25 protein-coding genes are annotated in these 25,634 nt (G+C 55.8%); 7 read left to right on the forward strand and 18 right to left on the reverse strand.

Features of this window, described 5'->3' with window-relative positions; translation table 11 throughout:
• Positions 1–56: 56 nt before the first annotated feature.
• From R5L00_RS14865 to R5L00_RS14940, 16 genes are all read right to left on the reverse strand, one after another.
• Positions 57–638 carry a hypothetical protein gene (locus R5L00_RS14865; RefSeq protein WP_317652562.1) on the reverse strand — a complete coding sequence of 194 codons (582 nt, stop codon included), beginning with the start codon at positions 636–638 and terminating at the stop codon, positions 57–59.
• A complete protein-coding gene (locus R5L00_RS14870; RefSeq protein WP_258192566.1) occupies positions 629–976 on the reverse strand; it encodes a hypothetical protein in 348 nt (115 codons plus the stop codon). The genes R5L00_RS14865 and R5L00_RS14870 overlap by 10 nt, the downstream gene beginning before the upstream one ends.
• Positions 976–1,875 (reverse strand): hypothetical protein, encoded by a 900-nt coding sequence (locus R5L00_RS14875; protein WP_317652564.1) that lies wholly within the window; start codon positions 1,873–1,875, stop codon positions 976–978. The genes R5L00_RS14870 and R5L00_RS14875 overlap by 1 nt, the downstream gene beginning before the upstream one ends.
• 4 nt (positions 1,876–1,879) lie before the next feature.
• The gene (locus R5L00_RS14880; protein WP_107693063.1) at positions 1,880–2,503 is read right to left on the reverse strand and encodes a hypothetical protein; all 624 of its coding nucleotides are present in this window, start codon (positions 2,501–2,503) and stop codon (positions 1,880–1,882) included.
• On the reverse strand, positions 2,500–2,832 hold the full coding sequence (locus R5L00_RS14885) for a DUF6682 family protein (RefSeq protein ID WP_107693062.1): 333 nt from the start codon (positions 2,830–2,832) through the stop codon (positions 2,500–2,502). The genes R5L00_RS14880 and R5L00_RS14885 overlap by 4 nt, the downstream gene beginning before the upstream one ends.
• Positions 2,832–3,200, reverse strand: a complete 369-nt coding sequence (locus tag R5L00_RS14890; RefSeq protein WP_107693061.1) for a hypothetical protein — start codon at positions 3,198–3,200, stop codon at positions 2,832–2,834. Before R5L00_RS14890 ends, R5L00_RS14885 begins: the two co-directional genes overlap by 1 nt.
• An 81-nt stretch (positions 3,201–3,281) precedes the next feature.
• Positions 3,282–3,722, reverse strand: coding sequence for a hypothetical protein (locus R5L00_RS14895; RefSeq protein WP_107693060.1), 441 nt, complete (start codon positions 3,720–3,722; stop codon positions 3,282–3,284).
• An 80-nt stretch (positions 3,723–3,802) separates the two neighbouring features.
• The gene (locus R5L00_RS14900) at positions 3,803–5,074 is read right to left on the reverse strand and encodes a DUF4043 family protein (RefSeq protein WP_317652565.1); all 1,272 of its coding nucleotides are present in this window, start codon (positions 5,072–5,074) and stop codon (positions 3,803–3,805) included.
• A gap of 11 nt (positions 5,075–5,085) precedes the next feature.
• Positions 5,086–6,051, reverse strand: coding sequence for a hypothetical protein (locus R5L00_RS14905; protein WP_317652566.1), 966 nt, complete (start codon positions 6,049–6,051; stop codon positions 5,086–5,088).
• A gap of 167 nt (positions 6,052–6,218) precedes the next feature.
• The gene (locus R5L00_RS14910) at positions 6,219–7,439 is read right to left on the reverse strand and encodes a hypothetical protein (RefSeq protein WP_317652567.1); all 1,221 of its coding nucleotides are present in this window, start codon (positions 7,437–7,439) and stop codon (positions 6,219–6,221) included.
• Complete coding sequence (locus tag R5L00_RS14915; protein ID WP_107693056.1) at positions 7,439–8,038, reverse strand: hypothetical protein; 600 nt, start codon at positions 8,036–8,038, stop codon at positions 7,439–7,441. Before R5L00_RS14915 ends, R5L00_RS14910 begins: the two co-directional genes overlap by 1 nt.
• A 44-nt stretch (positions 8,039–8,082) precedes the next feature.
• Positions 8,083–9,873: a phage portal protein gene (locus R5L00_RS14920; protein ID WP_317652568.1), complete on the reverse strand. Its 1,791-nt coding sequence runs from the start codon at positions 9,871–9,873 to the stop codon at positions 8,083–8,085.
• Positions 9,873–11,120, reverse strand: a complete 1,248-nt coding sequence (locus tag R5L00_RS14925) for a PBSX family phage terminase large subunit (protein WP_317652569.1) — start codon at positions 11,118–11,120, stop codon at positions 9,873–9,875. Before R5L00_RS14925 ends, R5L00_RS14920 begins: the two co-directional genes overlap by 1 nt.
• Positions 11,121–11,153: 33 nt before the next feature.
• Positions 11,154–11,705 carry a hypothetical protein gene (locus R5L00_RS14930; RefSeq protein ID WP_107693053.1) on the reverse strand — a complete coding sequence of 184 codons (552 nt, stop codon included), beginning with the start codon at positions 11,703–11,705 and terminating at the stop codon, positions 11,154–11,156.
• Positions 11,702–12,037 carry a hypothetical protein gene (locus tag R5L00_RS14935; RefSeq protein WP_317652570.1) on the reverse strand — a complete coding sequence of 112 codons (336 nt, stop codon included), beginning with the start codon at positions 12,035–12,037 and terminating at the stop codon, positions 11,702–11,704. The genes R5L00_RS14930 and R5L00_RS14935 overlap by 4 nt, the downstream gene beginning before the upstream one ends.
• 67 nt (positions 12,038–12,104) lie before the next feature.
• Positions 12,105–12,488 (reverse strand): hypothetical protein, encoded by a 384-nt coding sequence (locus R5L00_RS14940; protein WP_317652571.1) that lies wholly within the window; start codon positions 12,486–12,488, stop codon positions 12,105–12,107.
• Between the two features lie 1,253 nt (positions 12,489–13,741).
• Between R5L00_RS14940 and R5L00_RS14945 the strand changes: the two genes are divergently transcribed.
• Together R5L00_RS14945 and R5L00_RS14950 are read left to right on the forward strand one after the other, a co-directional pair.
• Positions 13,742–14,149: a Bor/Iss family lipoprotein gene (locus R5L00_RS14945; protein WP_107693049.1), complete on the forward strand. Its 408-nt coding sequence runs from the start codon at positions 13,742–13,744 to the stop codon at positions 14,147–14,149.
• Positions 14,150–14,189: 40 nt separating this feature from the next.
• Positions 14,190–15,782 (forward strand): FAD-binding protein, encoded by a 1,593-nt coding sequence (locus R5L00_RS14950; RefSeq protein WP_317652572.1) that lies wholly within the window; start codon positions 14,190–14,192, stop codon positions 15,780–15,782.
• Between the two features lie 182 nt (positions 15,783–15,964).
• On the opposite strand, the gene R5L00_RS14955 is transcribed toward R5L00_RS14950, so the two are convergent.
• Positions 15,965–17,731 (reverse strand): thiamine pyrophosphate-requiring protein, encoded by a 1,767-nt coding sequence (locus R5L00_RS14955; protein WP_317652573.1) that lies wholly within the window; start codon positions 17,729–17,731, stop codon positions 15,965–15,967.
• Between the two features lie 463 nt (positions 17,732–18,194).
• Between R5L00_RS14955 and R5L00_RS14960 the strand changes: the two genes are divergently transcribed.
• The 5 genes from R5L00_RS14960 to R5L00_RS14980 all read left to right on the forward strand — a co-directional run bounded on the left by R5L00_RS14960 (position 18,195) and on the right by R5L00_RS14980 (position 23,754).
• A complete protein-coding gene (locus tag R5L00_RS14960; RefSeq protein WP_317652574.1) occupies positions 18,195–20,399 on the forward strand; it encodes a VTT domain-containing protein in 2,205 nt (734 codons plus the stop codon).
• 10 nt (positions 20,400–20,409) lie between these two features.
• Complete coding sequence (locus R5L00_RS14965; RefSeq protein ID WP_317652575.1) at positions 20,410–21,099, forward strand: endonuclease/exonuclease/phosphatase family protein; 690 nt, start codon at positions 20,410–20,412, stop codon at positions 21,097–21,099.
• Between the two features lie 759 nt (positions 21,100–21,858).
• Positions 21,859–22,248 carry an ATP-binding protein gene (locus tag R5L00_RS14970; RefSeq protein ID WP_317652576.1) on the forward strand — a complete coding sequence of 130 codons (390 nt, stop codon included), beginning with the start codon at positions 21,859–21,861 and terminating at the stop codon, positions 22,246–22,248.
• A 131-nt stretch (positions 22,249–22,379) separates the two neighbouring features.
• Complete coding sequence (locus R5L00_RS14975; RefSeq protein ID WP_317652577.1) at positions 22,380–23,144, forward strand: Crp/Fnr family transcriptional regulator; 765 nt, start codon at positions 22,380–22,382, stop codon at positions 23,142–23,144.
• 130 nt (positions 23,145–23,274) lie between these two features.
• A complete protein-coding gene (locus tag R5L00_RS14980) occupies positions 23,275–23,754 on the forward strand; it encodes a hypothetical protein (RefSeq protein WP_317652578.1) in 480 nt (159 codons plus the stop codon).
• A gap of 1,253 nt (positions 23,755–25,007) precedes the next feature.
• On the opposite strand, the gene R5L00_RS14985 is transcribed toward R5L00_RS14980, so the two are convergent.
• The gene (locus R5L00_RS14985; RefSeq protein ID WP_317652579.1) at positions 25,008–25,319 is read right to left on the reverse strand and encodes a KGG domain-containing protein; all 312 of its coding nucleotides are present in this window, start codon (positions 25,317–25,319) and stop codon (positions 25,008–25,010) included.
• Between the last annotated feature and the right edge of the window lie 315 nt (positions 25,320–25,634).

Below are 25,634 nucleotides of genomic sequence, written 5' to 3' on the forward strand. Positions count from 1 at the left end.
GCAAAAAAAAACACGGCAACGCCGCGTTTGAGCCGTATGAAGCATGGTTGGTCTGGTCACCACTGAATCGCGTCCAATTGCTGTTGGGTCGGGTTGTCGCCGAGCGCGATAATTTCATCGCGCAGTTTTTGCCGTTTGCCCGTGAGTTGACCATGCGCCGGCGTGAACAGCGATGCTTTCGTGATGATCTTGTCGATCAGCGCGGCCTTGTCAATTCCCCGCCCGGTGGCTGCTGCGTCGATCCAGGGCGTGCTGGCCCTTGAATCCATTAACCAGGCTCGGGCTTCCGCCTCCTGCTGCGGCCAACTCCCGACTTCGTCGCCAGGGTAACTTTTGGTCATCGCCTTGACAGCCGCCTCATAGGCGCTATCGATTCTCGCGAACGCGGCGGCTGTCATCTGCCGAGCGCCGGGAGGAACGGGCGGTTGCGGCGCAGCCGCATTCCACAGCTCGACGAACGTCTGGAAGGCCGCCAGATCATGCAAAGTTGTGTTTGCACCATGGTCGTACTCGACATGGCCGCTTACGCCATTCCATTGCAGCGCGCGAATTCGCGCAGGCAACGTCGACAGGTCAACCCGTCTGAATACGCCGTCCACTCCGACAACACCGTCATCTCGAATGATCGTTACTCGCATATCTGGGCCTGTTCCAGGGTTTTACCGTCTTGTTCCCGGTTTGGGGGTCGTGCCGCCACCAGCAGCATCTGTTGTGTCTGTGCGCCTTGCTTAACCATCTCATTGCGGAATGATTCGATAGCGGCAACGCTTTTACGCGACTCGTTTGCCGTGTTGATCATCAGGGTGGGCATCCAGGTGATGGCGCAACCCCAGGTCCCTGTCTCTTGACCGGTATTCGTATCCACGCCTCGAATCTGCACATACCAGGGGCAACGATAGAGAACCGGTTTCCCGTATTCCATCTTGACCTCTTCGCACTTGGCCCCAAGGGGGCAGTCAGCTACACAAGTTCTCATTAATCTTTGCTCGCTATAATCATGTCTACGTACTGCACTGCAAGGTTAATGGGAGTCCCGATAAACGTATGAGTATGAGATCCACCACCACCCGTATTGGTCAAAGTATCAATATTGGACACGAAGGCCCCGGCTCCCACTGTGACTTTCCCCGACCCAGTCTCGTCGCCATATCCAGCAACGGGGTGTGTATGTGCGGGTATCTGAGACGCACTTAGCGTTGTTGGATCGTTAGAGCCAGTTATAGGCTGGGAGGTGAATGCAGCCGTAAAGGACACTGAGCCGCCGGAACCGCCGCCAGCACCACCAACTACCCGCAACGCCTTGTTGTGATGCGTTGTGATCTGTGTCCAGCCAACCGGGGCGGCAGCCTGGAAAAAGGACATGACCGTACCGGATGGTATGAGAGCGGCAACCGCTGTCGGCACCCCCAACGTCAACCGTGCCGATGCCGCATCCGCATCGTCAAGCAGGGTCCGGATAAATGGGGTCAGTTCCGTGAGCGCCGCCGTGGCGTTGCCGGTAAAATATGGCAACTTGCCAGCAGACGATGGCAGGGCCCCTAACGCAATCAGGGCCGGATTTGATAGCGACTCCTGCAGCGCGGCATTCGTTAAACCGGCGACAAAATAATCTCCCGCCGCCCAGGTTCTGGCCGCGGTGCCGTCCAGCCCGCGCCCGCTCGGCGCAATGGTGAGGCTATCGCTGCTGCGCGCCTCGATCCTCACGATTTCCCGGTTGCCTGAAGCGTCCTTGAAAATTCCGTAAAAATAATCCCCCGCCCCGAGCGCCGGAAAAAGAAGCCCTTTCCCCGCCTCTACCGTGAAGCTCAGCCCGGCTGTTCCGTTGGGGGCCGAGGCGACGACCGCTTTGCCAAAATTTGAAAACCGAAGCCCCATGGCGCTATCCTCTTCTCAGGATGGCGGTTCGTAACGGGCCGCGGGTGAAATTCCTTGCCGCCCGCGTTCCTGCCATCGCTGTCTGGATCAAGAATTGCTGCTGATGATATTGCGCGAGTTGCGTATTGGTATAAGGCTTCTTTGGGGACAGCATCAGGCGCGCCAGGGCTCCATGAACGATCGCTTCCCGATATTCGTTGAACAGGTGCTCGTCGATGCCTGCGGAAGACGCGGACGGCTTCAACGCCACGGTGATGGTCAGCGTTCCTCCGGCGTCAGGCTCGGGTACCAGTCGCAATGATGTGGGCCCACCCAGTACGTATTCGGGTGTCCCCGTTTGATTGCGCCAATCTCTGGTTGTAAAATTGAGTTCACCCGTATGCGGACTTATTTCCTTCCCATTGAACCGGGCATACGTTATCGCGTGCACTGCGGCCCCAGTGGGCGGGATAAAAGCGTACTCCGCGGTTTCCGCCTGTACCGCAACCGGCGGATGCTCTTCCTGCCACGCCAAAGACTGCGCGCAGAAAACAATGGCTGACTGTCGCAAGGCGCTGTTCACCGCTGCGAATGCACAACCCGGCAAATCCGGCGTCACCAGATCATATAGATCGCTCCACAGCTTCACGGCTGAGCCTCCGCGTCAAAAAGTTGCATGAATACGCCTGCGCGTCCCGAGTTCACGTGCTCGTCGTCGGTCATCTCGGCCCTTGCCGTTACGTAATCCGCTATTGTTTGAACGTATTCCGCGGGAAGAGGAAAGGCGTCGGCCAGGCCGTTCTGCCCATGAAGCGGGTTGCCGAACTGCCCTATGAACAGATCGGGCCGACGCTTGAGAATCTGCAGCAGGGCATGATTGACAAAGAGCAGCAGGGTGCTGTCCGGGTACCGCGCCTGGTCTGCATCGTTAAGCGGTATTCGGGCCAGGTCCACGACTGATTGACAGGTAAAAGGCATCAGTCAGCCATCTCGTGTTTAGTGAACAGGGTGATGACCTTGTGCCGGATCGTCTCTTCGCTCAGTCGCTTATCCAGCCGTTCGTTATACTTATCCTCGGCAAACTCAACCAATGCCGTCTTATCCATGGCGTGAAAGTCGATGACGGGGAGCGGTTCTTCAACTGGTTTTTCTGCCTCCGCCAACCCGACCGGTTCAACATCAAGTGCTTTCCCGGCCTGCTCTCGTACCCAGGTATCGGTAAACGCGAGCAGCCGTTCGGCCACCTCTGCCGTCACATTACGTACCTGGCCGGGCTCCCAGCGAAGCCCGATTCCGCTGATGCTGTCCGTCTTGACGCTTGACCCTATATATTTCACTTGCGGCATTCTCTGACTCCATAAAAAAGGGCGACGCGCCTTTCGGCGGAGGTCACCCGTTTGATCGCGCTGAGCCGCGATGCCTGCCTGCTATTTGACGCCGGTGGCATCTCCCGTAACGATTGCCGTGATCGTGCCTCCGACAAACGTTGTCGCCGCAACGGTGACGGTGAGGTCCACGTACACATCTTTCTCGAACTTGAGTGGCGGGAAACGCAGGTCGGTAAGGTTGGGTGCGGAAAGAATCGTCGTTGCAGGCGAGAAGTAGTCGTCATCGCCCACAGGTCCATCCGCAGCGCTAACCGGTGTGTAGCCGATTTTTACCGCGAATAAGGTTCCGCCCGCATCCAGGTCATCATTGTTGATCTTGAGCCCGGTGACGGTCATGCCCGCCGGAATCCTGACCGGGCGGTAAACGCTTGCCACGGCGCCTGAGGTGGGTGTAACCGATCCATAAACCAGTGCCGCATTGCCATATCCGCCCATGGGCAAGGGTTTGGTATTCAAATCTGGTGCGCTATGCGTAGCCATTTAAACTCCTTAAAAATGATCAACTTAAGATTATCAATTAAAGTTGATTATTAAATCTAAATAACAGCCGATTATATGGATCAGAGCGGCACGGCGGAATCAATCGCGATAACGCCAAAGTCAGTGGGAACCCTGGAACCGGTACCATCGTCCGTCGAAAAGCGGGTCTTCATGTGCCCATACACCACCTCGCCCATGACTTCCAGATTGCTTTCGAAGTTGTACCAGTGCTCTTTCCAGCCATACTGCATGCCACTGACCTTGGTCCTGCCGTACGCAACGCCGAGCGCTTGTGCCCCGAGCAGCAAGCCGCGTTCCACCGCGAACCCGGAGGCCAGCGCGGCGTTAATAACCTGGTCGGTTTCGGTCGCAGTGGCGGCATTGACGGCCGTGACGATTTTGGTGGACTCCCCGGGCAAAAAGCGGATGGCGCGCTCATTCTTGATTACAAGAATGCCATTCCACATTCCGACCTCGCCCGCGAACAGCGGATGGCGGGTGTCGAGATAAGCGGCGCGATTAACCGCATTTTGCTGAAACGCGCGTAGCGAGCCTTCCGACAGAAGAATGGAATACTGGTTGGGCGTGGCAAGGAAGACCCACATTTTCGAGGTCTGGGCTGCCCGGTCCCCGGCCAGCTTTACCGCCTGCAGGGGCTGGTCCATGTCGTCGATCTTCTTGCGGAGAAGATCCAGATGCGCCAGCTTCAGGGCGTCGGTAGAAACGATAGACCCGAGCTGCTGCCCACCTTGCGTCAGATTGGCGCCATTGACCACATAATGGCGGTTATAGGTCGGCGCCTTGACCGGATTCACCATCACCGAGGAGAAGTTTGTCGCGGACTGCAGCGGAATCACCCAATCGCTTCCCGTCTGTGATCCACGGGCGCCCGCCAGATGCACCAGCGCGGTTTGCGCGCTCAGTCTCGGGAAATAGCCGGACAGTTGTGCGAGGGCGATCTCACGCAGTTGATGCTTGGTACGTTGCTGCGACATCGATCCACCAGCATCGATCACCTTGCTCGACAGATCGATCTTGATTTCCATTGAAGAGAACGAGAGCGCACTGCCCCGGCCTTCCCGGTTGACATCGCCCATCAATGGCTCACCGCCGATGGTATCGACCAGATCCAGCGAGACGGCATCACCCGCGCCTTTCATCAGATTATCGATCCGGACCACCGGCATGCCGGGTTGTGTCTGACCCGCGATGTTCTGCATTGCCGAGGTGGGCTCGACCGGTCCCACGAGGTTTTCCATTGCCGTGGCGCCCCTCAGCGTATTGGCGAAGAGGGCGGCACTGTAATGTTTTATTGCGAGGGAACTACCGCTTGATATGCTTGTTTCAGCCATTGCAAAAATCCTTATTCAAGTTCGGCTCTCAGGGCTGCCGACTGATGCGGGGGCATCTTCATGAGCTTTTGAGTCAATTCAAACGGACTCAAATTCTCCAGTCGCTCCCGCTCAGAGGCTGGATTGGCTCCGCCCTGGATATCCGATAGGGTTGTGGGTTTCCTCACCGGAGCAGCATCAAGCTTTGCTTTCGCATCCGCTTTAAGCTTTTCCGGATCGGCTGCTTTCTTTGGTGCCGAAGCTTCGGGCATAACCGCTCTGACGCGACGGACGACTTCATCGAACCGTTCAGCGTAGGGCTTGTTTATCCACTTGCTATTGGTCCGCAGAATTTCATCCTGCTTCAAGGCTTCGTCCCAGGCTTCCGGATCGTTGATCTCCCAGTGCACCAGATCGGGGTTATTGTCCTTCGCTTCGGCAACCTGCTCGGCTACGCTTGATTCACTCGCCCGTTCGGATTCCTCCTTTTCGCGTTTAAATTCTTCAAGCGTTTTTTCCAGCTTCTCGCCCTGCTTTCGGCTCCCTTCAAGCACAGCACTGATTACCTGGTGGAGTTCGGGCATATCCCGTTTCAGTGCTTCAAGATGCTTTGTAATTGCATCATCCGCTACGGCAATGTCAGCCCCTTTCGCCTCGTCCTTCTGCTTCAGAAGCTCTTCGAGACTCGTTTGTGCGGTCTCTAACTGCTCGCGTAGCGCTGAATTCTCCACCCTCAACTGCTTGTGTTTCTCGTAAGGAATAACTCCCTTTCCGCTCTTGTTCAGCACGACAGGGTCAAGCTCATCTGTGGGGCTGCTGGTGTTGTCGGGCTCGCTGCCGTCTTCTTCCCGTTCAGGTTTTTTTCTGCGGGTTTCTCCTGATAAGTTCGTTACGCCGAGAATCTTAACGAGCTGATGGGGATCGTTCTCGAGCATCTCGATCTGTTCCCGCGTCAGGTTTGCGATTTGTTCATCCGTAAGCTGTTCGACTTCCATCATTCCTCCTACTGCTTTACCCAGTGAGCGGGCCTGCCGAAGCAGGATTGATAAAACTGCGGTCTCGCCGTGAGCGCGTCCCCGTTTTCAGTGGCACCCAAATCGGTACAACTGAATCTGGAATAAAAAAAGCCGCTCGAGAGCGGCCTGATCAGTGAGAGATAACGCTTCTAGACGATGGTGGTTCCTGTGCTGGTCCTGTAGATCAATCTTCCATCGAACAACTTGGAGGCGGAAAGTATTGAGCCGCTAAGAAGCAGCTCACGCAGCGCGTTCCAACGACCGCCGATATTTATTCTTTCGCGAAATCCCATCACGTCATTGTCCCACTGATAGTACATTGTCCTCGCAATGCCCTTCGCCGCTGCGGTGACCATGAATCGTGTCAGGTAGCGGTCGAGCTGGTCATCACTTAGTGCGGATGCATTGGGCGCAATAGGTGCGCTCTCGGTATCCCATGTTTCCATTGACGACACGCCCGCCGCTGCCTTGGCTGCGTTGACCCGGTCAATCATCCCCGCCAGATCCGCTGTGCTGTTGCCAGATGACAGGTAGAGGTGCACGCCAACGATGTCCACCCAATCCTTCATGGTTGTCGAACCGTCACCTGTCGGGGCCGCCATCATTCCAGTAAAGTAGGTTTCGGCGCTCTGCCCTGCCTTTGCTGCCCAGTTCGTGACAGCGGGGCTCACGATCTTTGCGGTGGGATCCACCGCCTTGATCGCTATGTTCGCGCGTCGCACTATTTCAGCCAGCTTGGCGAAGGTGCCGGAAAAGAAAAAAGTAGTTCCCGGGATAGGAGCGGTGCCGTCGTTATACATGTTGGGCTCGTTCCAGACCTCGTAGTACTTGATCTTTCCCCGGTACCGGGAAGCGATCTTGGCACAAAACCGGTCCCACTTTGTCATGTCCGCCGGTTCGGCCTGGGTACCGGGATTGCCCGGCCCGTAAGCCCCTATTTCGGTGGGCCTTGCAGATGCCCACGTCGGCGTGCCATAAAGCGTGAAAAGCAGGTCCCTTCCCGCGTCGTAATGGGTATTGACCCACGCATCCAGATCGGTGAAAGTCCACGTATTGTCGCTCGTTTCGATGAATCTCCAGCGTCCCTTCCCGTTTTGGAGGTCATGCCCCCGCACGGTCTTGAGCATGATTCCCGGCAGCCGATCAAATGCGCGCCTGTTGGCGTGCATTCCAAAAAACTCGGGCGCGACGGAAATCGGATTTTCAGATAACACGGTTACGGGCGAGTTTGGCATTCCCCGTACCTTTGCATCAGGTACAAGCAAATCTGCGTTCTCGCAAAACGTCATGACTGATCCGCCCGTGTAATGCCCCCCATAATGCCGTGTCGGGTAAGATTCACTGCGGCCGTTGATAACTGGATAATCCATCAGACCCCCGGGTAATGCCAGATTGAATAGCCGAGCAGAGTAATATTCTCATTCGCAATGTTTGCGCTCCATCTCACTTTGAGATCGATCGCGACATTTGCGGTTGTATCTTTGAATGTCGATGTGTGAGCCGACGGGGTAGTCGCGAAGGTGGACGTGTTGAGTATCCTTTGCGCGGTCAGGCTATTGGCGTTAAAAATTTCCATCATGAGCTTCGTACCCGCCGTGGTTGTATAAGCCGGCCCTGACACGTTACTGCCTCCCCAATCCATGGCGAGTGTTTTAACGCTCGCCGAGCTTGTGTAAGTCCAGTCGCTTACAATGACTAGCTTGCTGTTCGCCCCCATCGTTCCTGCCGGAACAATGATGGAGGCAAGGATGACCCAACCGGTATCTGTGGCATTATCCGAACTGCGTATTACCGGCGCGAACGATTGAGCGATGCGCACCGGGAGCACGCCAATCGATGAAAAATTTATTGCCCTGGTAGCGTCGCCTTCCGCTATCAGCCCATCCTCCATTGCCGAATCAAGTTCGACAAGTGCGCCCTGCCCGAACCTCACGCCGCCAATAGTCGTGTCATACAGTAATCGAATCATTGCGTAGCCATCCCGTTAGTTTGTGATTGCCTTTCCGTTCCGCGTCACTGCTTTTGCGGTTCCTGTCCGCTGGGTCCAACGCCTATGCCAGCGACTTGCCGCAACTGGTTTGCCAGCTCATGCCGATTGGGTACATCAGACAGCTCGAGCATGGCCGGATACAGGACCTTTTGGTAAGCCGGAGGGGCCGACTGGACCACCTGGCTGAACGCCTGCAGCTGTTGCGCCCTGAAGCTGGGGGTGGCCGGAATGTCTTCCAGCAACACCTTGACCTGGGCGGTTGTAACGTCGTTCTCCAGTTCGGGGCCGGCATCCGTGATTACTCGCCGGTTGAAGTACACCAGCTTCCGGCCAGCGCCCTGGTTAACGGCGATAGCGGAAGTTTTGCCCGCCAGGTCAGCAATGAGAATAGCCAGGAGCTGTTGCCCGACCAGGCGCCGCCCGTAGCGGAAATTGTCGTTCGGCTCGGCCAGCACGGTCGAGCCCTGCTCAACCAGATTGCTGATGGCGATCCCGCTGGAGGCGTCTGTCGACGCTCCCAGCATGGCGCGGTAAACGCCACCGACCTCTTCAATGCGTCGCTTGCGCTCTTGAACAAGCTGAAACACCTGAGATGCGAGCGCATGTTCGCGCGTTACCCTGAATCCGTTCGCATTGCGGCGGTTCGCATTCAATACCGTCATGGAACGCAGGCTGCTGATGTTCTGCGCCACTTCCTGGTAGGTGTTCTGGCTTAAATCCAGCGCGTCGTTATCGATCTCCACCTTGACCGAGTTGAGGATCTCGTAGAGCAAAATGTCCAGATCGATAATCTGATCCTGGGGTCCGCGCATGTCCCGAATCAGGCCGTAAGGGGCGCGGCTCCTGTCCTTGCGGAAGCACCAGAAGGGGATGTAGGGAAAATTCCCGTGCGGAAAGGGAGAAGGTGCATCCATGAGCTTGTGAGGTCCCAGCCAGATCGAAACCCGGACCCTTTGCAATAACGTTTTTTGCGCCTGCACCAAGCCCTGCGTCAACGCCGCCACATGGTAGGGATTATCCTCGCGATATTCCAGCATGTTTCCGTCCGGAAGGGCGAGCACATATCCTTCCTCATAATGCCGATACCATAATTCCGAAAGCCGCACCATGCCCGCATTGCGGTTCAGGTAGTCTTCGTGCGTGCGCCCCCAGGCCTGCTCGACCTCAAATGCCCGCACCATGTGAGTATCGGTGCCGTCGTAAACGTCGGTTTTTGCCCACCCGTTCCACGTGTTTTCCACCAGCGCGGACTGCTCCGGGAACATCATCGCCGCCTGGACCCTATCCACCCATTTGTCCCGGCGGAGGTAGCGCGCATCAGACAGGTCCGGTTCACGCGAGGTCCAGTCCCAGTAGATATCGTTGCGGTGTACCTCGCGCACCCGGTACGGGTACTTTAGCGGATCAAACTCCCGCGACACCTCGACCCAGCCGATGCCGGAGCGCATCATGCTCGAATAGGCATCAGACATGGCGCGGTCTGCGCGCGATTCAGTCTCCACTTCCTTGATCTTCGCGGAGAGCGCCTGCGCTATCTCGGCCTGGCTCTCGTCATCGGACGAGATGCGATAATCGGTCCGGCTTCTGGCTTCCAATCCCAGCACTGCGTTAACCGTTGGCTTGATCAGATTCGAATCCTGCTGCGGAATGCCGGCATTCTTCAGCCGCTGCATGACTTCGGCGCTGATTTGTGCGCCATCGTAATAATCGCAGTCGGTATCCGCATCCGGGCGCCACTTGGGTTGCTCGCGAATATCCCGGCAGATGCCGTCATAGGCCTCGACCGATATGTTCCTGGTAATGGGCGCTCCCATCAGGCACGCCATCCGGTCATGCGGACGCCGCGGGCGCTAGCCACCGGCCGGTCCTCTTCAATAGAAAGCGCAAAGTAGCGGAAAGCATCGGCTGCGTGACTGTGATAATCGTGCAATGGGCGCCCGCTAAACTGTTTCGTGTCACTGTCCACCTCATAGCGGTAATGCCTCAGGCTCTGCAGGCCCTCGGCGCATTTCTGTTCGTCAAAATAACAACGGTTCAGCACGGTTCTCGCTGCGTTTATTCCATCTGAAACCGAAAGGTTCGGCACGATCCTCACCTTGCGTCCGGCCGCATGCATGATTTCCTCTATGCTTCGCCCTGTCGCCAGCGTCTTTGCCTTGGCGTCGTGCGGCAGCCAGTCTGTCCCGTACATATAGCCCTTGTTTTGCAGTATTCCGATGTAATGCTGTATCGGCATCTGGTTGTTGCTGTAATAATCGATCAGCCTGAGCTCGTTCCCGACCGTCTGGGCAAACCATATGCTGGTGTTATCCGCCCAGCCCAGGTCAAAGAACGTGTGAACGGCCTTCGCCGCATCATGAGGCACGCTTCGGATGCGCCCTTCCGCTTGGGTCTGCCGGAGTTCCCTCGCGTAGACTGCGCCGTCAAGCGCTACCCGGCAATTCCCTTCCCATATGTTCTGATACGCATCGGGATCGCGACCCTTGAGTTCGTCTTTTTCCCGCCGCAGGGTATCGGGAAACCACGGGTTGTCATTCCAGTTGATCTTTACCACTGCAGCCCCAGCGGGTGGGTGTACGACGAAGCGCTGGTGAGTCTCGTCGGTTTCGAGTTCCGGGTTATATGTAACCCAGATTTCCGAGCGTTCCCTTCGGATGGTTGGAATGAGCGTATCCCAGCTCGACTTGCTCACCGTTTGTGCTTCTTCCACCCATACCCGGTCTACACCCTCGAACGACTTGATTTTAGCGACATTGTTGCGCAATCCGGCGAACACGAATTCCGAGCCATTGGCCCCTCGGATCATGCTGTTCTGCACCTCGTAGAACGAGGCCAGGTCGAGCGCACTGATCTGGGCCTGCAACAAATGATGCACGGATTCGACAATCGAATTTTGATACTCCCGCGCGCACAGGATGCGCAGCGGGGTCGCTGCGGCCTGTATCAGTAATGCTCTGGCGGCGCCCCAGCTTTTTGCGCCGCCTCGTCCGCCGTATAAAACCTTGTAACGCGCGGGATGGAACAGGAACCTCAGTTTTTCAGGAAACTCTGCTTTATGCACGGCCACGGCGAAACGAAGGATAAATGAGGGTGGTCACGGCTTCAGGGGCTCCGGGTTCGTGCCGGACTCCGCCGGTGCTACGAAAGTCACCTCGACGCTGTGCATAACGGGCTTCCTTGCATCAGCGGCTTCGTGCGTCACGGGCAATTTATCCCCATATTTCTTGGGGGCCAGCCTCGCCGCGTACCACTTGCGCGCATCGATCCGCAATTGCGCGCGGGCAATTACGTCGCGGTTGACGACTTCCCGTCCCTTCTCGTCGATATGGACATCTCGCGATCCGTCATCCGAAATCTCGATGATCTCCTCCGCATAGGCGTCCACGCATAATTCCTTTGCCCGCAGGTAATTGCGCATGAGTTCCTGGTCGTTTGCCAGCCAGTTCCATAACACCCTTTGGCTGATACCAACTTCGACGCACATTGTGCGTGCCGATTTGCCGAGAGAAATCCCGGCAAGGATTGCCTCCAGTAGTTCCGGTGTTTTTATTGTCGGAGCGCCTTTTCGGCCTGATGACGTGCTGGCCGTGCTTGTGGAATTCCTTGATAGACCTTTCGCTGCCGCGTCACTTTCCGTTCCGCTCATAGTCCGCTATGTTCAGTCTCGGGCATGGATTGCATCCCCTTGCTACATCCTCTGACCGCTGCCAGCAGCTTGATTTCGCAAGCCCATCGTTCCTCTATTTCGGCGCGCAACGCCCTGTTGATGAGCAAGGCATCGTCCTTTACCGAAAGCCGGTCCGTTGCATACCGCGACTTGCACTCTGGCGGCGTCCGCACAGCGCAAGGCACGGCGACCGGTTTTTCCACGACTTCGGTTCGGATGATTGGCTTGCCGGCACAACCGCTTAACAGGCTGGCCAATAGAACGGGAATCACAACGACGGGTATCAAGATCGGGCGAGTTTCAGGTGTCATTTTCAAATCTCACAGATAAGCAGGAAAACAAGCATCACGGAGTTGATGCGCGGGTCGCACACCTGCGCTAGTCATTCTGGCGGCGGGTACGTATATAGTCTGCCTGCTCTCGTGCAATGGATTCACAATGGTACTGGGGCGCCACAGGAGCGAGTGAGCGTATATCTTTTGCCCTGCGGACATGTTTTGCCGCTGACGCGCCCGCGTTCCGCATCGCTGTGGCGGCATTTTTCTCTCTTGTTGCCGAAGTTGCGATTAACGCATCCATCGCAGTGCGCACCGACTGAATATCCTCTGCGCATTTATTGTTCGAGGCGGATAACATGGCGTTATCCGAATTGAGCCGGCGTATCTCTGCCGTCGACCGCCAGTCGCTTACCGCGAAGCCTCCGACAAACGCCAGGGCCGCCAGCACTGCGATGATTATTGCTGTGATTGCTGGACTGATCATTTGATTTAATGGGTGGGTAGTAATTGCCTTGCGTAAAAAAACCTGCCCATGCATGCTTGCGGGAACCGCATGCCTTAGCTGGCAGGCGTTCGCCTGTGCAGCACGGTAGAAACAAAAAAACCCGCTCAAGGCGGGTTTTGATAGCTACCATTAACTTTATTTACCGTTACGTATACCCGCCGAGCCAGAAGAGCCGGGTCATATGAAGGACGCGAAACCGGGACGAACGCGCAATAAAAAACCCGCTCGCGCGGGTTTGGTCTCTGCTTATCTTTGTTGGTGGATTCCTGTCATGTCGCCGAATATGTTAACTACGTGCACAACAATCCACCATATGGATTCGTATTGTACAGCGTTACTACCGAATGTCAACAGGTTTTATAGGAAAATTTATACGGACAACGGCGACACCACTGCCGGGTAATTCCCGCGTTACTCGAAATTTTACTGTCTACAGCCATGAGGGTTCAACTTTGATGCCTATTTATTTCTCTTTATGTCGGTCGTAACGGTCTCACCGCAGGCACAGGAAGAATTGAATATTTCCACACGAGTGCTATAAATAGGATCAGTATATGATTGCATCGTATTTGTCCTTCCTTTTCACTCGAATTCGGTTGACAGCGACATCGTGATCAAAGGTTTCGCACTGCTGTTTTTGATAGGTCTGGCTCATTCCAGCCAGGCATCTGCTCAGGAACCGGATTCTTTTGCGAGTTCCGGAATCACAGGTGAGTTCCCGTCGGGTATGATGGGGGGGAGCCCCCTCATGCATGGGTCGCCAGTACCGCTTGGTCAGTTCCCGCCCGCACCGCCCTATCCCGCCTCCCCTTACGGCAATCATTTATATGGACAATATGGGCAACAGGGGAATTTGGCAGGCAGACCGGTCATTATCCTGCCCATGCCGCCACCTATGAATAATGGAGCCGGGTTTAATAACCCTTACGGGTTCCAGTTTCCCGGGAGTTATATGCCTCGCGAGACGCTTCTTCACAAATTCAATGGCTACGAAGTCTGCGATCCGCCCAGCCTGGCCGAAAACGCCGGCCCCGGAACGCCGTCGAGTCCACCGGCACGGCGTCTGGTCAAGATCACATCAACACGCTCGCTGGCAGCGCCAGGCTCTTCTCAGCCATGCCCCATCTATACCATTAATGGCCAGCCCCCAAGGCAGAACAGCTACGCCACGGGGAATGCGCCTGCGCCACAAAATGGATCCCCTCCACGAACAAAACCCTAAGGAGCGTGGTATGAAATTTGGGAATGACGAAGCCGTTGCCACAAAAGGATATGTTCGGTCCGGTTGGGTGGTCGCATGCCTGACCGCACTTCTCATATTGCCCGGCTGCGCCACTTATCACGTCACCGTCCCGGATTCCGACCCGATCCGAACCGAGGGCCAAACCGCCGAGTACCAGTCCAAAACCATGCATGCCTTTTTCTGGGGGCTTCTGCTCCATCCCCAGGTTCTTTCAGCCGAGTGTCACGGTCAGGGCATTAACGACGTGGTTGTCTTCCGCACGTGGCTGCACGATTACGTCGGTGTTGTCACGCTGGGATTATGGATGCCGACCCAGGTGCGTTTCCGTTGCAAAGCGCCGCCGACAAGGCCGGGGATCCTGCCCGGAGCGCGAAAAAGGTCACGCGGGATATCGTGAGCGCCTGTAAACGCTGCTGAGCGGATAAAGGAAACCGGTTATGCCAGACGGAAATGGAAGCGAACCCGGGCGCGCGGGGGGCGCACGAAGCTCCTTCGTGCGGCGCCATTTGGAAACGGGGAGGCATGAGTCCTACGAGCAGGTAATCGACGGGGAATATGTCTTTGACATCGACCGGGGCGGCAAGGCACCTTTTGAAACATATAATTCGGCGACGAAGGAACTGCAGGGCATCATCCAGGCCTGCGTAAACGATGGCAGGTCACTTCGGGCGCACGGTGCGCTGTGGTCGCTGAGCACGGTTGCGGTTACCGCGGGCCGTCTCATCGACAACGTGGCGCTGCGGCTGGCGTTTGAGGTCCCCGGGAACCTGACGAATCGGGCTTATGCCGGCGATCCCGTGAAATTGCGTTTCGTTGAATGTGGCAACTCGGTCGCGGCGCTGAATGATTATCTCTTTGCCGCCAACCTGTCCATCAAGGGTTGCGGATCCAACAATGGGCAGACATTGGCGGGCGCGGTTTCAACCGGTACCCATGGCGGCGCCTTCAACTTTGGAGCCATGCAGGAGATGGTTGTCGGTTTGCATCTGCTCACCGGTCCCAACCGCAATGTCTATCTGGAGCGCAAGAGCTATCCTGTCATGAGTCCTGATTTTCCCGAGAGCATCGGCGCGGAATTCATCCGGGACGACATCCTGTTCAACGCCGCGCTGGTAAGTCTGGGCTCGTTTGGAATCGTTCACGGCATCATGATCGAGACGCGCGATCTTTTCGCGCTCAACGCAATCCGCTTCCGGCATCCCTACGATGCAACGCTCAAGGCAGCGATCGCCGCATGCGATCCGACCCTTATCCCCCTCCCGGCAGAGGCGCACGATATTCCCAGAGACAAGCCCTACCATTTTGAAATCTTCTACAATCCCAACGAGGGAACGCCGCCTGACAAGGCGATCGTTCTCGTCATGTACGAAACCGCCTACGACCCCGCCTCATACGTTCCTCCACCCTGGAATACCGGCGAGCCTGGCCTGGGTGCTTCGGGGCTGGACGTGATGGGGGCGTTGGTGGGGCGCATCCCCAGCCCTCTCAATAAGGTAGCCGTGCCCTTGCTCAACAGCCAGGTAAACCAGGAATTCGCGCCCTATTTCAAGAAAGCAATTATCCGCGACCTCTTTCGCGGCGAAAAGACCCTGGGCAAAACCCTGGCCTGCGGCGTCGGACTACCCGTGGCAAGGGCAGTCGAGGCGATGGAGATTGCATTCGATCTATACAAACGTTCCAGGCTGGTTCTGCCACTCATCCTGTCCCATCGTTTTGTTAAAGGCACGAAAGCGCTGTTGGGCTTCACCCGTTTCGATACAACGGCGGTGATGGAGATGGATGCGGTGAATACTCCTGAAACCCGCGAGTTCTATAATACGGTCTGGAACGAGCTTGATGCGGCCGGCATTCCCTTTACGCTTCACTGGGGGAAATATAACGCCTTCCTCACGCCGGAGCGGGTGCGAAACCGTTATGGCGGCGAGGCTGTTGACCAATGGCTTGCCGCTCGCCATACCCTTATGGAAAATGCCGTCGTGCGGCAAATCTTCACGAATGAATTCACGGCCGAGTTGGGGCTGGCAAACTGAAGGGCGCGGTGGCACCATGGCGTTCGGGAGCTCTCGGTGGTATTGCTCTAAAAAAGATTGGCCGGTACTTTCGATTTTCGCGTCACGAGCTTAGCGCGTTATAAGTCAATTTAATGTAATGCTTCGCCCAAAAAGCGATTGCCAGCGGGAGATCCTGGCGCCGCGCAACGTACCATCCCCCATTACGCAAAAAGCTGCTTCACAGTGGCTCTGATAATCTCGGCGGAGTTCGAGTCGCCACGCATGATGGCCGATGCGTACGCTCTCGCCTGTTCCAGCGTGATGTGAGGTGGCAGCGGAGGCACGTTCGGATCTGTACACGCCTCCAGCACTACCGGACGATCCGCGATAAAGGCGAAGTCCCAGGCAGCTGCAAGATCATCGGGCCGATCGACGCGAATACCATGCAGGCCGATCAGTTTTGCGTAGTCCGCGTAGGGGAAATCCGGAAGATTCTGCGCCTCGTCGAATTTCGGATCGCCTTCTGTTGCGCGCTGTTCCCACGTCACCAGATTCAGGTCGCGGTTATTCAGCACAAGTATGATCAGACGCGGATCGCTCCAGCGCCGCCAGTACTTGCCTATCGTGATAAGTTCGTTCAGACCGTTCATTTGCATCGCGCCATCCCCCACCATGGCAACCACTACCCTGTCGGGATGAGCAAATTTCGCCGCAATCGCGTAGGGGACGCCCGATCCCATGGTAGCGAGTCCGCCTGAGAGCGAAGCCATCATTCCGCGGCGAAGCCTCACGTCACGGGCATACCAGTAGGTGGAAGAACCGGAGTCGCCGCACAGGATGCAGTTGTCCGGCAGGCGGCGCGACAACTCCAGGAAGACCCGCTGCGGATTAATCGGATCAGCCGGCTCCAGCGCCCTCGCCTCCACCGTTTGCCACCATTCCGCGATACTTCGTTCAAGGCGCTTGCGCCACTCGCGATCTTCCTTTCGTGTCAGGAGTGGAATCAGCAGCTTCAATGTTTCGGCGCTATCACCCACCAGATTCACCTCCATGGGGTAGCGGATGCTCATCATGCGGCCGGTAACGTCGATCTGCACCCCTCGTGCCTGCCCTTCCTCGGGAAGAAATTCAGAGTAGGGAAAGCTCGACCCGATCATCAGGAGCGTATCGCATCCCATCATCATCTCGTAGCTCGGCTTCGTACCCAGCTGTCCGATCGCGCCCGTCACGTACGGCAGATTATCCGGTACTGCGGCTTTTCCCAGCAGGGCCTTCGCGATACCGGCTCCCAGCAGCTCGGCGACTTGAATAACTTCATCGGTCGCGTCCAATGCACCGGCGCCAACCAGGATGGCAACCTTCGAGCCGGCGTTGAGCACATCCGCTGCCCGTTGCAAGTCCTCGGGCTGAGGAACCACCCGCGGAGCGCTATAACCCGCGCCGGAATGAACCGTACCGTGCTCGTGGGGGGGATTTTCGAACTCCATGTCCTGAAGATCATTGGGGATGATCACGCAACACACGGTCCGCTCCGCCCGCGCGATACGGATGGCCTGATCCAGCACATGCCTCATTTGCGCCGGCGTGGTCACAATATGAACGTATTCGTGCGCGACATCCTTGAACAGTGAGACAAGATCGACTTCCTGCTGGTAACTGCCCCCAAGGGCCGTGCGCTGCTGCTGACCCACAATGGCGACCACCGGCTGGTGATCGAGCTTGGCGTCGTACAGTCCGTTCAACAGATGGATTGCACCCGGCCCGGACGTGGCCAGGCAAATCCCGACCTCGCCGGTGAACTTCGCGTGCGCGCAGGCCATGAACGCAGCCATTTCTTCGTGCCTTACCTGGATGAATTCAGGCTTGTCCTGGGCGCGTCCCATCGCGCCCATGATGCCATTGATGCCGTCCCCGGGAAGGCCGAATATGCGCTTGACGCCCCATTCCGACAGGCGGCTGACGAGAAAATCGCTGACGTTTTGTTTCATGGCGGGCTCCACGGATTACTGGATAGATAACAAGTAGATCCCGCGGACCCTAGGCCCAAGGCCCCTAGGCCCCTCGCCTATGCAGCAGGAGAGTTGTTTCTACTGTTTTCGTGTCCGCCACCTTCGCACACCCTTTCTCGCGTCGCTGTGCGCTAGAGAACAGAAGGACGTTTCTAGAAGCGGGTTTCTGGACTTCTGGGGCCCAGAGTTGTGATACCGGCTTACCGCCGCGTGCGTTTGAGCTGGCGGTGGACATTCCACCCCTGTTATGTACGACTTCGTACAGAGATACATCGCGCATACCGACATACTTCCGGATATACGGATAAGTATGAGCCTTACCTCTCCGACAGACCGGTAGCCGTATCCAGGCGCTTTTGGGGGTCTCCAAATAAACGATAAGCGGGAACATTCGAGCCAGATTGCAACCCAATAAAGCATACCACAGCGGTGCGGATACAAAATGGAACAGCCTTCCCCGACAATTGACGCGGACAAGGAAAACGGCGAAGAGCCCGGCTATGCCGGGCGGTCCCCTATCCTTGATCCGGGCAGGAACTGCTGGCGCATCGAGCACGCCGACCGGGTCGCGTTTCTGGTGGATGGCGCCGAGTATTTTCGTGCCTTTCGCGAGGTGGTCAAACAGGCTCAGCGTTCCGTTCTGATTATCGCGTGGGATATCGATAGCCGGGTGGAACTGGCGCGGGAACACGAACCCGACGGCTTTCCCTTCACGCTGGCGGCGTTTCTCAACAGCATGCTCAAGCGCAACGATCAACTGCATATTTACGTGCTGGATTGGGACTTTCCCATGCTCATGGCGGCAGATCGCGAGTGGCTGCCCCTGCTCAAGGAAGAATGGACAGCTCATCCGCGGCTGCACTTCCATCTGGATGACCGGTATCCGCCGGGCGGCTCTCATCACCAGAAAATTGTCGTCGTGGACGACAAGGTGGCTTTCGTGGGTGGTCTGGATTTGACAACCGGCCGCTGGGATACGCCCGAGCACCGGCCTGATGACCTCCGCCGCTGTGATCTTGGCGCCGGACCTGTGCCACAACCGTATCACGATATCCAGATGATGGTGCGCGGCCCTATCGCTATCACGCTCGGCGACCTGGCGCGTGAACGCTGGATGCTCGCCACCGGGCAAGCACTGGACACGCCTCACGTCCCTTCCGGGCCGAGCTATTGGCCGCAGTACCTCTCTTGCGAACTGGAAAACGCCCCGGTTGCGATAGCCCGCACGGTACCTGCATACGAGAACCAGGCTGAGGTGCGCGAGATCGAGCCGCTCCTGCTGGACGCGATTGCGGCGGCGCACAAGTCGATTTATATCGAAGCGCAATATTTTACCGCCAATAAGGTGGTAGCTGCTTTGCAGCGACGCCTGGAAGATCCCGATGGCCCGGAAATCGTCATCGTGCTTCCGGTGCAGACCGCCGGCTGGCTGTCTCAAAGTACCATGGACGTGCTGCGCGAGCGGTTGTTCAAGCAACTGCTTAACGCCGACCATTACAACCGTTTGCGCCTCTACTGGCCGGAGGTGCCAGGCTTGGACGACGATTGTGTCAATGTTCACTCCAAAATCATCCTCATCGATGACGAACTCCTCCGTATCGGTTCGGCGAATCTCAACAATCGATCCATGGGGGTCGACACGGAATGCGATCTGGTAATTGAGGCCAATGGAGAAGCGCGCATTCAAAATGCGGTGGCGGCTTTCCGTCATCGATTGCTGGGGGAACATCTGGGCAAGGATCCGGCAGAAATCGCAGCCGTTTTTGAACACGAGGGTTCATTGATCCGAGCCATTGAATGCTTGTCTGGCCCGGGCCGCAACCTCCGACCGATGCAACTGAAGGTAACGCCGGAGATGGACGAACTGGTGCCCGATATCCAGGTCATCGACCCCGACCAGCCGATCAATCCCGACGAGCTGATCAATGGGTTTGTGCCCGAGGAAGAGCGCGAACCGGCTCGCAATCACCTTACACTGATTATCGTCACACTTCTCGTCGTTCTTGCGCTTGCAATCGCCTGGCGCTGGTCGCCTCTCAAGGAATGGATCAACATTGAGACGCTCACAGCCCTCGGGGTTGAACTTAAACAGGCGCCGAGCGCGCCATTCCTGGCACTCGCCACTTTTGTCATCGCGGGTCTGGTCGCGTTCCCCCTTACTGTGCTCATCATTGTATGCGGACTGGTCTTCGGTCCCTTGCAAGGCTTCCTTTATTCTCTCGTCGGCGCATTATTAAGCGCGATGCTCACTTTCTCGCTTGGTTATCTACTCGGCCGTAACACCGTGCGCCGATTTGCCGGCCGCAAGCTCGGGGAACTGAACAGGCGATTGGCCCGCCGCGGTCTTATGACTATCATCATCGTCAGGATCATTCCGCTCGCGCCATTCACGGTTATCAACATGGTTGCCGGGGCGTCGCGCATCCGCTTCCGCGACTTCGTCCTTGGTAGCGCCATCGGGCTCCTGCCCGGCATTATCGGCATGTCCGTCTTTACCGAACGACTGGCTGCGGCCATCGAGAAACCCAATCTTCCCGCCTTCGCGACGCTGGCAGTCGTCGTCGCAATTCTCATCGCGAGCGGTTGGGCGATCTGGCGGTGGGAAAACCGGCGCAGGGCTTCGCGCCTGAGAGCAGAAACTGATTGAGCAGCGCAAAATGTCCCTCACCGTTGCCACCTACAATATCCATGCATGCATCGGAACCGACGGGCGCTTCGAACCCGGCCGCATCGCCGGTGTACTGAAGGAACTGGATGTGGACGTGGTAGCCCTGCAGGAAGTGGAGCACCACGATGTCGATGGTTGCGATCTGCTGGACTACCTCGCGGCAAGAACCGGACTAACGGCTATTGCCGGCCCCAACCTTATGCGCGAAAGCAGGCATTACGGCAATGCGATATTGACGAGACTTCCTATACTGGCCTCTAACCCGGTTGACCTGAGCCTGCCCGGGCGCGAGCCTCGCGGGGCGCTCAATGTCACGCTTGATGGCAATGGGCGGCGTGTGCAAATAGTAGCGACCCATCTCGGACTGATGCCTGGCGAGCGGCGTCATCAGGTGCGCGAGCTTCTTAAGCTGTTCGATATCGGTCTTACCGATATTTATGTATTGCTGGGCGACCTGAACGAATGGTTCCTGTGGGGCCGCCCTCTGCGGTGGCTGCACGCGCACTTCAAATCCACGCCGCACTGCCCGACATTTCCGTCGCGCTGGCCTTTCATGGCCTTGGACCGCTTGTGGGTGCACCCCCGGCGTCGACTCCAGAAAGTGGAGGCTCATACGAGCCAACTCGCGCGTATTGCATCCGATCATCTGCCATTGAAGGCGGTCATCAAAACGGATTGAGTTTCAGTGGCCTACCTGCCCTGTCACACTTGCAAGCGTGTCGATCAAGACATGCATGTCAACAGGCCTGGAAAGATGTCTCCGAGAACCGGCATTAATTGCTCTGTTGCGGTCTTACGGACGAGTGAATGCACTGAGGGCGACAGCTGGGGTCTGACCAGCCATGGATGCAGAAGGATTTCTAACTTCTCGGATGAGTTGGTATCCATCCATATGGGGCGTACCAATGTGGCTGACAATACGTCGGGCCTGTGCCTCTGTACTTGGTCTGATCCTTCCGCAGCACCAGGAGCGGCAGATACCTCTGCCTTGTAGTGGATCAACATGGAGCCGTGTAAGTTCCAGAACCTCCGGCTCATCGTGCATGATCAGTATCTTCGCTCCGATAGCGAGCAATTGTTGATTTCCATTTAGAGCTCATTGCGTTAGATACTGCAATTCTGTCTTGGCTTAAAGAAGGACGCCCGCAAGCCGATGTGGACAACGCAATACACTACGTATAGTAATGCTGAATTTAGTATCGCCCGGTTAATTGAACATCCCGTGTGTTCTCATACACAGCGCTTTCCCAAAGCGAAAAGGCGCATCAAAAAGGATTTCTCCGTTTCGGTAGTCATCGCGCCGCTTTCCAAGACAATAACCTGTATCCGGCAGCTTCCCAACCAGTACTTTTTCGAGCTAAAATTATGGTGAGTTGCAAAACCCAAGTAACCTGTTTTCTCCATTTAAAACACGTTTGAATAAGGGAGTTTGCTACTTATGTTTTCCTCGCCTGGCCTGAATCACCCCAATCCCCAATTCCTGACGCTCCACCTAGTTTCCTCCCATTCCCGAATGGATGAGGCCAAGTGTCTGCAAGCGGTAAGACGTTACGACATATTGGATACCCCTCCAGGGCGAATTCGCATCAGCGTTAAGGATACGGGCTTGGGGTTGCCCCCTGAAAAGCTCGCACAGCTGTTCCAGGCCTATAACCGGCTTGGTCAGGAATTGTGTAGTGAAAAAAGTACGGGTATTGGTTTAACCGTAACCAGGAAATTGGTCGAAATGATGGAAGGGACCATTGGTGTTGAGAGCACCGGTTGGGTGGGAAGCGTGTTCTGGATCGAATTGATCTCAGGCGGCCCCCCGCCAATTGCAGAAATCTGATGAGATTATAAAGGGAAGGGGGACTCCACACTCGTCGAAGCATTGAGCTTGATCAGAATAAATAACTTAGTAGTTACTGCGTTGGCATTAGTAACTTCCTAAATTAACCTATTCAGCAAGAGGAGATGTCAATGCGATTTTTGCACAGCCCAAGGCAAAACAAGATTCTTGCCGTTCTCCCCGATGAAGAATTAATGCGATTGCTACCGTTTCTTGAATGGGTCGACATGCCGCTTGGTCAAGTCATCCAGGAACCCGGAGCCAGATCAAGCCAGCTCTATTTTCCGGCGACCTGCATCGTTGCGCGGATGTACAACCGTAAGTCCGGTATCTCCAAACGCGTTTCAATGACTGGCAATGAGGGGGTGGAGGACATATTCCTTTTATTGGCCGGCAATAGCCCGCCCGCCACCGTCGTGGTACAAAATCCTGGATACGGGTATCGGATTAAAGCAAAGATTTTAAAAAAGGAATTCGAGGCCGGGGGCGTCTTACAGCAGCAATTGTTACGTTTTAGTCACGCGTTGCTTCTTCAAACGGAGCAGTCCGTGGTGGAAGCTTGCCAAACCACTGAGCAAAAGCTGTGCGCGTTTTTCCTGATGACGCTAGATCGTTTATCAGGCGACTCCATGGTTATGACTCATGAATTCGTCAGCACCATGATCGGGTCGCGTCGCGAGAGTGTAAGCGAGGCGGCCTCCATATTGCAGCGTGAAGGCGCCATACAATATCGGCGGAGACACATAACGGTGGTGAATCGAAAACTGCTGGAAGATCGGGTAGGCGAAGGTTACGCAGCGCTCAAAAAGGAATACGACCGCTTGCTGTTGAACGAACCTTGTGCCGACCCTGTCCGGCATTCCCGTGCCGTACTAAAAAAAGCGCATGGTTATTAAATCTTGATGCGATTGAACGGGGGGTCAATCTGGCTTATGCCCCACGGTGCGCCAGCGCACGGAACGTCGGATAATGTTGCGTAGGATAGTCCCTTAACGGCAATTTCGCCGAGTATCAGGAGAACCTATCATGAAAAATCTTATGTTGAAAGATATGGCCAAATCTGTGGTGGTTGCTGGCTTTATCACATTCGGCGCTGCTGGCATGGCACACGCGGCCGGCGCCGGAGACCAGACTGGGCAGGGTGGAGACATGTCGGGGCATGGCGGTCCCGTAGATAAAAAGGCAGGTTCCGGGGGAGAGCAAAAGTCGGGCCCAGCTCCAGAACCGGGCGCGTACCGGAAACCCGGCGCTGAGGGGTCGGGGTACTCAGGGGGAACAAAGCCTCGGCGGGAAGGATCGTCTGAAAGAGGCGTCACCAATGAAAAAAGCAGTCAGGGAGATGGCACCACCGACACTTCCGGGATGGGCACATCCGGAAAGGACGATTCATTTTCAATGTCTACAAGGAAAAAGGGAAGCGGGGCGGCCGGCCAGGATGGGCAAGGCGCTGGGTCGTCCCAAGGGTCCGGTAGCTCGGGAGGCTCATCAGGTTCTGGCGGCCAATGAGTATTGTAATAAGTTAGCCGCCGATCTGCCTTATGCACGAGCGTTCACCGCAAGACCGAGCCTCGTTCTTGTAATCGGCAGTGCGCACTTCACTTCTGTAACGCTGCAGACGAAAAGCCCCATGTAAACGGCTTAGTATACTGGGTGGTAGCTTGGTAACAAGACGCCTCGTAGGTGGCCGAACGGATGACGGTCCCGCGGTGATGCCTATATCAAGGTTGCAGGGTGTGAATAGTTTAAATCGTCCTTTTATCTTCGAAATGACTGTCACTTCTCTGCCCTTGTATTTTCGACATTATCGAGAGGACGTGCGTGGTAGGTAACAAGAAGGCCCTTGGGGCTAAAACCCAAGGGGTTTCTTTTAGGTCGATCAGAAGCCCTAAAATAGATTTTCAAAGGCGGTGACTAACTTGGTGTGGCCGACGTGAAAAAAATCAGTATTGAACGGCTGAGTATGTTGAGCCGCGTAGAGCCGAGATGGTAATGATGCGATATTCAATCCTAATAACAACTGCTGGCTAAGAATTGCGTCTTCCATACAAGAGGCTGGTTTGCTGATACGAAAAGTAGAATTAAAGACCTGTTGATAAGTCAGCGGATCCCATATTTATGAAGGATGGAGTTGTAAACTTTCCAAGTGGTCGCCTCAGAGCGGGCAGGTTTACAAAGGTTTTATTTTTATACTCGGGGCATGCGGCGTGGTTGTGGGGAGCGCCATCCTAGAGCGGTCTCTTAACCAGCTATAGCAACCATATTGGCATCTGGACGACATTTTCTTGGTTGTGGTCCAGTAGCGAATGCGAATTCGCTGCTTCTTCAACCGCAGATAAATACCCAAGACTAAAAATTGCGAATAGACGAAACGGCGTGAAGCCGATCCGCTCCATACGCGGCGAAACAACTTCGTTCAAAAATGGATCACGTCGCCCGCTTTGCCAGCTCAGGCTATTAAAGCTGACTTGGCAGTCACGCCGCCGCAACTGGGGACACTAATTGACGGTACCCTACGAGCCCGCTGAGTAGATATACGAAATAAAGTTCGATGGTTTCGCTTATTGCGCCGAATAGATGGAGTTAAAATTCACCCCGTTGCAAGAACGAAGAAATGTTCTCTCCAAAGAATAATTGGTTTATCCAATTAGGTATCTCCTGTATGACATCTTCATCTATGCATTACTCATGAGTAATGTTCCAGCGCCTTTTTGGGAGCCAAAAGGAAAGGGCCTGATAGAGCCCTTCCCGTGTTTCATCTGCTACTTGTTCTTATGGCTTTGGCTGCCAGCCTTCGCGTGCTGCTCCTGAGAACCACCTCGCGTTGAAGAGGAAGAACCTTCCTTGCTACCGCCACGGTCGTCCGATTTTTCCCCGCCATGACTGTGCTCCCCTCCTTTCTTGCCGGCCTCCCGAGCCTCGTCGGAATCGAACTCGTGAGCCGTACCCTTCTCATGTGCCGCTTTGCCGCCCTTGCTGGCTATTTCCCGCTGCTTGTCTGCGTCCATCGAAGCAAAGCCACGGTTGCTGGTGTCACCCTTTTTGTTGCTATCCTTGTCTTGTTTTGAACTCATATTATCTCCGAAGGTTTGAGTGATTAAAGAATCTCCCTCTTACGAATTTTGCTCTCTTGGAGCGTTCCCTTCTTCGGGGCGTTTCAGCATATTGGACTTTGTCTTATGCTGGGTCTGTGTGCTGGGAGACGTTTTGTTACGTTTTATGACCGACTCGAGCGAAATTATTATTGACACGTGAGTAATATGACGATTGTGACCTTGGCAACGGACCAGAATCACGATCCTGATAAACTTTCGCAAACTGCCAGAAGAATGCTCGAGCTTCGAGAGGAAATATTCCTGAATGTAGAAAAAGGCTTCGGCAGACTGTCA

Origin of the sequence: Nitrosospira sp. Is2, assembly GCF_033095785.1 — a bacterium.
Taxonomy (GTDB): Bacteria; Pseudomonadota; Gammaproteobacteria; order Burkholderiales; family Nitrosomonadaceae; genus Nitrosospira.

Coding starts and splice junctions, on each gene's coding strand:
- R5L00_RS14865 (WP_317652562.1), bottom strand. CDS start 638: ATGCGAGTAACGATCATTCGAGATGACGGTGTTGTCGGAGTGGACGGC.
- R5L00_RS14870 (WP_258192566.1), bottom strand. CDS start 976: ATGAGAACTTGTGTAGCTGACTGCCCCCTTGGGGCCAAGTGCGAAGAG.
- R5L00_RS14875 (WP_317652564.1), bottom strand. CDS start 1,875: ATGGGGCTTCGGTTTTCAAATTTTGGCAAAGCGGTCGTCGCCTCGGCC.
- R5L00_RS14885 (WP_107693062.1), bottom strand. CDS start 2,832: ATGCCTTTTACCTGTCAATCAGTCGTGGACCTGGCCCGAATACCGCTT.
- R5L00_RS14890 (WP_107693061.1), bottom strand. CDS start 3,200: ATGCCGCAAGTGAAATATATAGGGTCAAGCGTCAAGACGGACAGCATC.
- R5L00_RS14895 (WP_107693060.1), bottom strand. CDS start 3,722: ATGGCTACGCATAGCGCACCAGATTTGAATACCAAACCCTTGCCCATG.
- R5L00_RS14900 (WP_317652565.1), bottom strand. CDS start 5,074: ATGGCTGAAACAAGCATATCAAGCGGTAGTTCCCTCGCAATAAAACAT.
- R5L00_RS14905 (WP_317652566.1), bottom strand. CDS start 6,051: ATGATGGAAGTCGAACAGCTTACGGATGAACAAATCGCAAACCTGACG.
- R5L00_RS14910 (WP_317652567.1), bottom strand. CDS start 7,439: ATGGATTATCCAGTTATCAACGGCCGCAGTGAATCTTACCCGACACGG.
- R5L00_RS14915 (WP_107693056.1), bottom strand. CDS start 8,038: ATGATTCGATTACTGTATGACACGACTATTGGCGGCGTGAGGTTCGGG.
- R5L00_RS14920 (WP_317652568.1), bottom strand. CDS start 9,873: ATGGGAGCGCCCATTACCAGGAACATATCGGTCGAGGCCTATGACGGC.
- R5L00_RS14930 (WP_107693053.1), bottom strand. CDS start 11,705: ATGAGCGGAACGGAAAGTGACGCGGCAGCGAAAGGTCTATCAAGGAAT.
- R5L00_RS14935 (WP_317652570.1), bottom strand. CDS start 12,037: ATGACACCTGAAACTCGCCCGATCTTGATACCCGTCGTTGTGATTCCC.
- R5L00_RS14940 (WP_317652571.1), bottom strand. CDS start 12,488: ATGATCAGTCCAGCAATCACAGCAATAATCATCGCAGTGCTGGCGGCC.
- R5L00_RS14945 (WP_107693049.1), top strand. CDS start 13,742: ATGAAATTTGGGAATGACGAAGCCGTTGCCACAAAAGGATATGTTCGG.
- R5L00_RS14950 (WP_317652572.1), top strand. CDS start 14,190: ATGCCAGACGGAAATGGAAGCGAACCCGGGCGCGCGGGGGGCGCACGA.
- R5L00_RS14955 (WP_317652573.1), bottom strand. CDS start 17,731: ATGAAACAAAACGTCAGCGATTTTCTCGTCAGCCGCCTGTCGGAATGG.
- R5L00_RS14960 (WP_317652574.1), top strand. CDS start 18,195: ATGGAACAGCCTTCCCCGACAATTGACGCGGACAAGGAAAACGGCGAA.
- R5L00_RS14965 (WP_317652575.1), top strand. CDS start 20,410: ATGTCCCTCACCGTTGCCACCTACAATATCCATGCATGCATCGGAACC.
- R5L00_RS14970 (WP_317652576.1), top strand. CDS start 21,859: ATGTTTTCCTCGCCTGGCCTGAATCACCCCAATCCCCAATTCCTGACG.
- R5L00_RS14975 (WP_317652577.1), top strand. CDS start 22,380: ATGCGATTTTTGCACAGCCCAAGGCAAAACAAGATTCTTGCCGTTCTC.
- R5L00_RS14980 (WP_317652578.1), top strand. CDS start 23,275: ATGAAAAATCTTATGTTGAAAGATATGGCCAAATCTGTGGTGGTTGCT.
- R5L00_RS14985 (WP_317652579.1), bottom strand. CDS start 25,319: ATGAGTTCAAAACAAGACAAGGATAGCAACAAAAAGGGTGACACCAGC.